The sequence below is a fragment of the Streptomyces sp. NPDC048349 genome (assembly GCF_040651925.1).
GTDB lineage: Bacteria > Actinomycetota > Actinomycetes > Streptomycetales > Streptomycetaceae > Streptomyces.
Window position 1 is genome coordinate 82,236 of the sequence record NZ_JBEZLA010000026.1, and the last position, 7,977, is coordinate 90,212.

Sequence of the window (7,977 nt, forward strand, 5' to 3'; positions counted from 1 at the left end):
CCGGGCCCTGCGGTCCAGGCTCTGTCATCCACTCCATAAGGCGCTCACCTCGGTCTTCCGAGCCGGGCCGGTCGTACGACGCCCTGCCCGGCGATCATCCCCCGCTGTCTGTCGCCTTTCCCCCGCCGTCCCAGTCGTGGACCACGTCACGGCCCTTCGGGCCGCCTCGCGTGGCCGCCGGCGTCCACGGCCGAGCCGTCGTGGGGGGAGAGGTGGTACAACGCGAAGGCGCGGTCGATGACGGGCATGGCGACGTTGCGCACCCTCACCCCGCCCGCCGTGATGCCGTGTTCCGTGCCGAGGTGGGCGTGGCCGTGGACGGCGAGGTCGGCACCGGCCTCGTCCACGGCCTCCGCCAGGAGGTAGCTCCCGAGGAAGGGATAGATCTCCAGCGGCTCGCCCGCCAGTGTGTCCGGCACCGGGGAGAAGTGCGTCAGCGCGATCCGCAGCACACTGCCTTCGTCGCGCAGCTCGCGCAGCGCCCGGCCCAGGCCTTCCGCGCAGCTCCGGGTGTACCGGATGAACGCCTTCATCTCCGGTTCGCCGAACTCGCTCGCGCTGCGCCCGGCGAAGCCGCCGCAGAACCCCTTGGTCCCCGCGACACCGACCCGCGTACCGCCGATGTCGAGGAGCACGCCCTCGCCCTCCAGGACGCGCACGCCCTCCTCGGCCAGTTCCCGGACGACGAGGTCCTGCTGATCGCTCTGGTAGTCGTGGTTGCCGAGGACGGCGACCACGGGCACCGGCAGCCCGGCCACCTCCCGCGCCACGACCCGGGCCTCCTCGGGAGTGCCGTGCCGGGTGAGGTCGCCGGCCAGCAGCAGCAGGTCGGCGCAGTCTCCGAGGGTGTCGAAGGCCGGGCGCAGCATGCCGGCGCTGCCGGGGCCGAGGTGGATGTCCCCCACGGCGGCGACGCGGATCACGAGAGCTCCTCGGCGTGGTCGGGAGGGCCCACGCGGTTCACGGTCAGGTCCTCCTGCCAGCGCACGCCCGCCAGCTCCTCCGCCGCGATCCGCAGGACGGCCGCCCGGGTGTCCGCCCCGGAGACGTTCCCCCAGATCAACGCCCCGGCGCCGCGCACCTCGATCCGTACGCCGAGTTCGGAGATGTCCTCGCGCGCCAGGCGCTCGCGCAGGTGCTCCACGCGGTACTCGATGTTGTCGCCGGAAGTCATGACGTCGCCTCGCGGGGGTCGATGACGCGGAGCCGTTCCAGGAGGTACAGGAACGCGTCGGCCAGGGGGTCGGCCCGGTGGGCCCGGTCGAGGCCGTCCCAGTCGATCTGCTCCCTCAGCATCCGGGCCATGGGCAGCAGGTCGCCGAAGTCGCAGTAGTGCTCGCACAGGGCCGCCAGGCGGCTGTCCATGAGGTCGGTGGGCGAGAGGACCGGCATCCACACCGAGTCCACGGCCTTCACCGCCGCCCGGTCGAGGAGCTCCGTGCTGACCGGCTTCCGGGCGAGTTCGAAGATCAGATCGATCTCCTCCCCGCCGGTGCTGCCCTTGACCAGCCAGTCTTCCGGGGCCCTGCGCATGGCGATGCCGCCGGCCTCCAGCGCCTGGATGACGGCCTCGGCGTCCTCGTGCCGGACGCAGAAGTCCGTGTCGTGCTGGAATCGGGCCGGCACCCCGTGGGCGAACGCGGCCACGCTGCCGGCGAGCGCGAACGGCTGTCCGGACTGCTTGAGGAGCGCTGCCACGTGCTTGGTGACCTCCAGGATCGCCTGCGTGTGGTCCTTGGGCAGCTGACCGTCGGAGAGGGCCGGGGGGCTGAGGCCTTCCGGGGGAGGGAGGCCGCCCGGCTGAAGGAGGGGGTGACGACTGGTCATCGGGGGCCTCGCTCACTCACGGCGACAACGCCCGCACGTACGGGGAACGCGAACCTGCTCGGGACGGGCGAGGGCCCTGCAGGACCTCGGGCCGTCATGGCTGACGCCTAACCGTTTCCGCACCCTCCGAAACCCCGTGGGTGCGGTGGGGGTGGCACATGCAGGGGGAGTGGGCGGGAGCCGGGAGGGTAGGCGTTCAGCGTGATCCCTCCCGCGATCCCTCCTGCGATCTGTCCCATGAGCTCTCCCGTGATCCCTCCCGTGATCTGCTCCGGCACCGGCACCACTGCCGGGAGCGACCGCTTTCGCGGCCGACCGGTCACGGACTCGTCCTGGAGGCGGAGATGAACCGTGCCGCGCTGTTCGACGTCGACGGAACCCTCGCGGACACCAACCACCTGCACGTCGCCTGCTGGTGGGAGGCGCTGCGGCAGGCCGGCCACCGGGTGGCGATGCACGACATCCACCGCGCGATCGGCCTGCCGGGCGAGGACCTGCTCGCCCACCTCCTGGGAGAGGACCGCGACACGGACGAGGACGACATGATCAGCGCGGCGCACGACACGCTCTACGGCACGTACTTCGACCGGCTGCCCAGCCTCGACTCGGCCGGCGAGCTGCTGCGCGAGCTCGATCGCCGGAGCTGGAAGGTGGTCCTGGTGACGTCTGCGAGTGGTGCCGAGCTCGAGGCGCTGAGGAGGGCCATCGGCGCCGATGAGGCCATCACCGCAGCCACCAGCTCCGACGACGTCAGCGAGGGCAAACCGGACCCGGAGCCGGTGCACCGCGCCCTCGGCCTCGCCGACGCGGCCGCGCGTGACTCCGTATTCGTCGGCGACACGGTGTGGGACATGAAGGCGGGCATCCGCGCCGAGGTGACCTGCGTGGGCCTGCTGAGCGGCGGGATCCCCCGCAGCGACCTCGAGGAGGCGGGGGCGCGCGCGGTGTACGGCCACCCGGCCGACTTGCTGGACGCCCTCGACCGCAGCCCGTTCGCGGACGGGCAGCGATAGCCACGGCCCGGGGGCGACCACCGCACGTCGATGACCATGGCCCGGCCGCGGGATTCCGCGCCTCACCGGCGCCGGCGCACCACGTGCGCCAGGCGCTGCCGTTCGTCGTGGAAGAGCCGGCCGGCCAGCGCACCGCCGAACACGACCACGCCCACGCCCACGAGCCAGGACTGGATCACGAGGACCGTCCCGACCGGTCCGTAGGCCACGGCGCCGGAGGCGATCAGCGGGGAGAAGACGAGCCGGGAGAAGGCCCGCAGGGCGAGCAGCCCCAGCATGGTGAGCGCCGCCCCGGGCAGCAGTGCGGCCCAGCGGACGCGGCCGCCGAGCAGCAGTCGCTGCGACCAGCAGAAGAACAGGGTGCCGCCCAGCAGCGTGACCACCCCGCGGGCGGGGTGCTCGCGCCACAGCGGGGTGATCGCGGACAGGTAGAGGACCCCGACGAGCACGGCCAGCCACACCACGTGCCGCCAGCGCGCCCACCAGCGGGCGGGGGGCAGGTCCCAGACCTTCTCGTAGCCGCTCTGCAGGACCGTGCCGAAGGAGAGCCCGAACACGGCCAGCACGGCCAGGCTGAAGGCCGTCGTGGTCCGCCAGACCTGGCCGGGCAGGGCGAACAGCCGCTCGATCTCCGCTCGGGCGTCCGCCGAGACGCCGAGCCCGTCGCTCAGCCACTGCGCGAACCCCCTGACACCCGCCGCGTCCGCCGCGGACACGACGATCAGCAGCGGCACCAGCGTGAGGAAACCCAGCGCCGCGAACCCCAGCGACCGCTGCCACAGCCCCACCTCGCTGACCCGCCGCCACCGGCGCCCGGCCCGCAAACGGCGGATCACGCTGCGCATCCGCCCGAAGAGAGACAGCCGCATGGCGCGCTCCGTCGTTCCGGTGCTGCCTCCACGGTAGGACCGCCCCGCCACCGTCGCCACAACGCGCGCCGGGCCCGGGCGGCAGGCGGCGGACGGCGCGCGGGAGGTGGCGCGCGAGGGGTGGCGGGCGCGTGAGGGTCCGGGCGGGGGGTAGGGGGGTGGGTGGGCGTCAGGAGGAGGACCGGTGCCGTGAAGTGCGCAGACTGGCTGCTGACAGCGGCCGAACGGGGAAACCCCGCGACGCGCCTGGACGAGCGGCACCCCGGAGGACAGGCCTGGTCGGACGGCAACCGGGCCCAGCCCCTGGTCCACGGCGCCGCGTACTTCGCGGAGCTTCTGGCGGGCATACGCGCGATGCACGCGGGAGACCTGCTCCTGTTCACCGACTGGCGCGGCGACCCCGACGAGCGGCTGGACGGACCGGGCACCGAGATCGGCACGGTCCTGTGCCGGGCGGCGGAGCGCGGTGTCATCGTCAAGGGCCTGCTGTGGCGCTCGCACCTGGACGGCCTCCAGTTCAGCGAACAGGAGAACCGCCACCTCGGCGAGGAGATCGAAGGGGCCGGCGGGGAGTGCCTGCTCGACCTGCGGGTGCGGCCCGGCGGCTCACACCACCAGAAGATGGTGGTCCTGCGCCACCCCGGCCGCCCGGAGCTGGACGTCGCGTACGTCGGCGGCATCGACCTCTGCCACAACCGCCGCGACGACGCCGCCCACCGCGGCGACCGCCAGTCGGTCCCCATGGCGGCCGCGTACGGGCCGCACCCGCCATGGCACGACGTCCAGCTCGCCCTGCGGGGACCGGTCGTCGGCGACGTCGAGGCCGTCTTCCGCGAACGCTGGCAGGACCCGGCGCCGCTCAGCCGCAGCCCCCTCACCCGCCTGCAGGAGCGGCTGCGCCGGGAGGACAGCAGGGCGGACCGCCTGCCGCCCCAGACAGCCGATCCGGCCCCCTGCGGCACGCACACCGTGCAGGTGCTGCGCACCTATCCGAACCGCCTGCTGTCCGGCTACCCCTTCGCACCCGACGGCGAGCGCAGCATCGCACGGGGATACCTCAAAGCACTGCGGCGGGCCCGGACGCTGATCTACCTCGAGGACCAGTACCTGTGGTCCCCCCGCGTGGTGGACTGCTTCGCCCGGGCGCTGCGCACCCACCGACAGCTGCGCCTGATCGCCGTCATCCCCTCGGTCCCGGAGCAGGACGGCCGGCTCACCCTGGCCATGAACCTCATCGGGAGGATCACGGCCCTGGACGAACTGCGCCGCGCCGGCGGTGACCGCGTGGCGGTGTACGGCCTGGAGAACCCTGCCGGAACCCCCGTCTACGTGCACGCCAAGGTGTGCGTGATCGACGACACGTGGGCCTCCGTGGGCTCCGACAACATCAACCTGCGCTCGTGGACGCACGATTCGGAACTCAGCTGCGTCGTGCTCGACCAGAACCCCGACCTGCGGGAGCCGGCCGATCCCGCAGGGCTCGGCGACGGCGCGCGCGTCTTCGCCCGCGAGCTGCGCCTGGAACTCATGCGCGAACACCTGGACGCACCCGACGGGCCGGAGCGGCGGGACCAGGACGCCCTGTGCGACCCCGTCGCGGCGTTCGACGCCTTCGCGGAGACCGCCGCCTCCCTGGACGCCTGGCACGAGGGCGGCTGCCGCGGCAGCCGGCCGCCGGGCCGGCTGCGCCGGTACGCCCCGCCCGATCTGCCAGCGGTGAAGCGGGTGCTCGCGACCCCGCTGCACCACGTCCTGGTCGACCCGGACGGACGCCCGCTGCGACTGCGGCGCCGCAACGCGTTCTGAAAGCAGGCTCCCCGAGCGCCGTACGAGGCCCCGATCCGGGTAGGCGCCGGAAGTGAGCTACGTCAGCCCCGGCAAGGGGTACTCCCGCGACAGCCGGTACATCACCACCCGGATCACGGCCGACGGGCGCGACGGCTACCGCGTGGAGCCCGGCCGCTACCGCCTGGTGGTCAGCAGAGCCTGCCCGTGGGCGAGCCGGGCGGTGATCGTACGGCGGCTGCTCGGACTGGAACGGGCCCTCCCGATGGCCGTCGCCGGACCCGTGCACGACGAGCGCAGCTGGTCCTTCGACCTCGATCCCGGCGGGCGCGACCCGGTGCTCGGCATCGAGCGGCTCCGGGAGGCCTACCTCGCCCGCCATCCCGGCTACGACCGGGGCATCACGGTGCCGGCCGTCGTGGACGTCCCGAGCGGGAAGGTGGTGACCAACGACTTCCCCCGGATCACGCTCGACATGTCCCTGGAGTGGACGCCGTACCACCGCCCCGGCTCGCCGGACCTCTATCCGACCGCACTGCGGCCGCACATCGACGCCGTGAACGAAGTGGTGTACCGCGACGTCAACAACGCCGTCTATGAAGCCGGGTTCGCCGGCAGCCAGGAGGCGTACGCCGACGCGTACGCGCGGCTGTTCGCCCGGCTGGACTGGCTGTCCTCGCGGCTGGCACGGTCCCGCTACCTCGTCGGCGACACCCTCACCGAAGCGGACGTACGGCTGTTCACCACGCTCGTGCGCTTCGACGCCGTCTACCACGGCCACTTCAAGTGCAACCGGCACAAGCTGAGCGAGATGCCGGTGCTCTGGGCGTATGCACGGGACCTGTTCCAGACGCCCGGCTTCGGCGACACCGTCGACTTCGACCACATCAAGCGGCACTACTACCTGGTGCACACCGACATCAACCCGACGGGCATCGTGCCGGCCGGCCCCGATGCGTCGGCCTGGCTCGAGCCGCACGGCCGCGCCGCCCTGGGCGGACGCCCCTTCGGCAACGGCACGGCACCCGGACCCGTGGCGTCGGGGGAAGCCGTACCGGCCGGCCACAACCCGCTGTCCTGAAGGCCCGCCGCCCGGGCGGCGGGCCGCGGCCCCGGCTCGCTCGCGCCGTCAGCCGCCCACGATCCTGCGGACGTTCTCGATGCGGCCACAGCCGGACGCCAGCTGCCTCTCGCGTTCCCGCAGGAAGGCGGCGCCCAGTTCGGCACGGCGCTCGTCGGGAACGCTTTCCCGGGCACCGTTCAGGATGGTCCGCTCTTCCTCGTCCACGTGGTGGGAGACCGCCTTGACCAGGTCCTCCAGCCGTGCGTCCCACTCCTCGGAGCCGACCTCGTCCACTTCCAGCAGTGCCAGCAGTGACTCGTTGCCCGCGGCGTGTTCCTCCTCGCCGTGCTCCACTTCCTCGTTGTCGACGCCCTTGAAGCGCTTGAGCGCTCCGTACACCTCGGATTCCTCCGCCTCGCCGTGCGCGATGAGCAGGGCCGAGAACTCCTCCAGTGCTGCCGCGCGGTCGTCCTCGACGCTCCGCATGCGGCGGAAGAGCTCCTCCATGGTGCGGTGGTCCTCCAGGATCACCTCGACCACGTCCCGGTCCTTCGCCTCGCCTGCCATACCACTCGTCTCCTCGATCGGGTCCCACTGCGCGGGCCCCTTCCCCGAGGGGCCCCGCTGCACGCTGCCGTCCTGCGCGGGCGCATCGGCACAGGGAGCGGCTGCCCCGGCCGGGCCCGATCATGCGGGGCGCGGCCCGTCACCGGCCGTCCGGGCCATTCGGCCCACGGCAACGTGGGAGGACGGCCCCTGGCCGGGTAGGCGACATGTATGGACGCACACGCTCTCGCCACTCCCGCCAAGGCCACCCCGCTCCTGGACGCCGCGTCTGCGTGGTGGCTGACCACCCTGGACCGCATCGAACGGAGCACAGCGGCCGATCCGGCCATCCGGGTCCTGCGGAGGGGGATCCGGGCGGTCCCGCTGGGTGAAGCCCGCGTGCTGCTGCGGGGCCGGCCGCTGGGCCATCCCCTCCATCCCGTGCTCGTGCAGGTGCCGATCGGGTGCTGGCTCTCGGCCGCGGTGCTGGACGTCGTACCGGGCGCTCAGCGCGCGGCGACGACCCTGACGGCCGTCGGACTGGCGGGTGTGGCTCCGGCCGCCGTCGCCGGCTGGGTGGACTGGGCCGACCTGCCGCCCGAGCAGGCGCGGGTGGGCCTGGTGCACGCCGTGTCGAACGTGGCCGCGGTCGGCTGCTACGCGGCGTCCCTGACGGCCCGCCTGTGCGGACGCCCCCTGAAGGGCAGGCTGTGGTCGTGGGCCGGGATGACCGCGGTCGCCGTCAGCGGGGCGCTGGGCGGCCATGTGGCCTACCGGCAGGCGATCGGAGCCCTCCCCGGCGCTTAGCGCCGCGGCCCCGGCGGCCCCGGCGGCCCCGGCGGCCGCGCCCGCCGCGCCGGCCGGCCGCCGGTTC

General features: G+C 73.3%; 9 protein-coding genes. 4 read left to right on the forward strand and 5 right to left on the reverse strand.

Annotated features, from left to right (window positions below; genetic code table 11):
• Window positions 1–146 precede the first annotated feature (146 nt).
• Genes AB0D44_RS16710 through AB0D44_RS16720 form a run of 3 tightly spaced genes read right to left on the reverse strand, consistent with a single transcriptional unit; the run spans window position 147 to window position 1,827 of the window.
• The gene (locus AB0D44_RS16710; RefSeq protein ID WP_362590744.1) at window positions 147–923 is read right to left on the reverse strand and encodes a metallophosphoesterase; all 777 of its coding nucleotides are present in this window, start codon (window positions 921–923) and stop codon (window positions 147–149) included.
• Window positions 920–1,174: a hypothetical protein gene (locus AB0D44_RS16715; RefSeq protein WP_362590747.1), complete on the reverse strand. Its 255-nt coding sequence runs from the start codon at window positions 1,172–1,174 to the stop codon at window positions 920–922. The genes AB0D44_RS16710 and AB0D44_RS16715 overlap by 4 nt, the downstream gene beginning before the upstream one ends.
• Entirely contained in the window at window positions 1,171–1,827 is a 657-nt protein-coding gene (locus AB0D44_RS16720; RefSeq protein ID WP_362590750.1) for a nucleotidyltransferase family protein, read from the reverse strand. The genes AB0D44_RS16715 and AB0D44_RS16720 overlap by 4 nt, the downstream gene beginning before the upstream one ends.
• Before the next feature lie 344 nt (window positions 1,828–2,171).
• Between AB0D44_RS16720 and AB0D44_RS16725 the strand changes: the two genes are divergently transcribed.
• Complete coding sequence (locus AB0D44_RS16725; RefSeq protein ID WP_362590752.1) at window positions 2,172–2,840, forward strand: HAD family hydrolase; 669 nt, start codon at window positions 2,172–2,174, stop codon at window positions 2,838–2,840.
• 62 nt (window positions 2,841–2,902) lie between these two features.
• On the opposite strand, the gene AB0D44_RS16730 is transcribed toward AB0D44_RS16725, so the two are convergent.
• Complete coding sequence (locus AB0D44_RS16730; protein ID WP_362590783.1) at window positions 2,903–3,685, reverse strand: ribonuclease BN; 783 nt, start codon at window positions 3,683–3,685, stop codon at window positions 2,903–2,905.
• Between the two features lie 213 nt (window positions 3,686–3,898).
• On the opposite strand from AB0D44_RS16730, the gene AB0D44_RS16735 reads away from it, so the two are divergent.
• Both AB0D44_RS16735 and AB0D44_RS16740 read left to right on the forward strand, forming a co-directional pair.
• Complete coding sequence (locus tag AB0D44_RS16735) at window positions 3,899–5,515, forward strand: phospholipase D family protein (protein WP_362590754.1); 1,617 nt, start codon at window positions 3,899–3,901, stop codon at window positions 5,513–5,515.
• 52 nt (window positions 5,516–5,567) lie between these two features.
• Window positions 5,568–6,575, forward strand: a complete 1,008-nt coding sequence (locus tag AB0D44_RS16740) for a glutathione S-transferase C-terminal domain-containing protein (RefSeq protein WP_362590757.1) — start codon at window positions 5,568–5,570, stop codon at window positions 6,573–6,575.
• Between the two features lie 48 nt (window positions 6,576–6,623).
• Here the strand turns inward: AB0D44_RS16740 and AB0D44_RS16745 are convergent, their stop codons facing one another.
• The gene (locus AB0D44_RS16745; RefSeq protein WP_362590760.1) at window positions 6,624–7,124 is read right to left on the reverse strand and encodes a hemerythrin domain-containing protein; all 501 of its coding nucleotides are present in this window, start codon (window positions 7,122–7,124) and stop codon (window positions 6,624–6,626) included.
• Between the two features lie 210 nt (window positions 7,125–7,334).
• Here AB0D44_RS16745 and AB0D44_RS16750 point away from each other — a divergent pair, with 210 nt between their 5' ends.
• Window positions 7,335–7,910 (forward strand): DUF2231 domain-containing protein, encoded by a 576-nt coding sequence (locus tag AB0D44_RS16750; RefSeq protein WP_362590763.1) that lies wholly within the window; start codon window positions 7,335–7,337, stop codon window positions 7,908–7,910.
• Window positions 7,911–7,977 lie beyond the last annotated feature (67 nt).